1 pseudogene is annotated in these 1,106 nt (G+C 65.7%); it reads left to right on the top strand.

Annotation, left to right across the window (positions count from 1 at the left end):
- A pseudogene (locus ACFYZE_RS36110) lies at positions 1–1,106 on the top strand (alpha-1,4-glucan--maltose-1-phosphate maltosyltransferase); the annotation flags it as partial.

Raw genomic sequence — 1,106 nt, 5'->3', positions numbered from 1 at the left:
CGGTTTCCGTTGCGTGAACTGGTGACTTCGTCGGATCCGTTGCCGTTGGTGGTGGAGCGGGAGCGGGCGTTGTTCGGGTCGTGGTACGAGTTCTTCCCGCGTTCGGAGGGGACTGCGGAGCGGCCGCATGGGACGTTCCGTACGGCGGCGCGGCGGTTGCCGGTGATCGCGGGGATGGGTTTCGACGTGGTGTATCTGCCGCCGATTCATCCGATCGGGACGACGTTTCGCAAGGGGCCGAACAATTCGTTGTCGGCGGGGCCGGGGGATGTGGGGGTGCCGTGGGCGATCGGGTCGCCTGAGGGCGGTCATGACGCGGTGCATCCGGATCTCGGTTCGATCGAGGATTTCGACTGGTTCGTGGGGCGGGCGCGGGATGTGGGGCTGGAGGTGGCTCTGGATTTCGCGTTGCAGTGTTCGCCGGATCATCCGTGGGTGGACAAGCATCCGGAGTGGTTCCGGCACCGGGCGGACGGGTCGATCGCGTATGCGGAGAATCCGCCGAAGAAGTACCAGGACATCTATCCGGTCCATTTCGATGCGGACATGGACGGGCTGGTGGCGGAGACGCTGCGGGTGCTGCGGTTCTGGATGGGGCACGGGGTGCGGATCTTCCGGGTGGACAATCCGCACACCAAGCCGGTGGTGTTCTGGGAGCGGGTGATCGGGGACGTCAATGCGACGGATCCGGATGTGATCTTCCTGGCGGAGGCGTTCACGCGGCCGGCGATGATGCACACGTTGGCGAAGGTGGGGTTCCAGCAGTCGTACACGTATTTCACGTGGCGGAACTCGAAGCAGGAGCTGACGGAGTATCTGGGTGAGTTGTCGGGGGAGGCGGCGGCGTATATGCGGCCGAACTTCTTCGTGAACACGCCGGACATCCTGCATGCGTATCTGCAGCACGGGGGGCGGCCCGCGTTCGAGGTGCGGGCGGTGCTGGCGGCGACGTTGTCGCCGACGTGGGGGGTGTACTCGGGGTACGAGTTGTGTGAGAACGTGCCGCTGCGGGAGGGCAGCGAGGAGTATCTGGACTCGGAGAAGTACCAGCTCAGGCCCCGGGACTGGGAAGCCGCCGAACGCGAGGGCCGCAGCATCGCCCCCCT

This window comes from Streptomyces sp. NPDC001796 (genome assembly GCF_042892355.1).
Taxonomy (GTDB): Bacteria; Actinomycetota; Actinomycetes; order Streptomycetales; family Streptomycetaceae; genus Streptomyces.
This window is presented reverse-complemented; position numbering and strand designations above follow the sequence as displayed.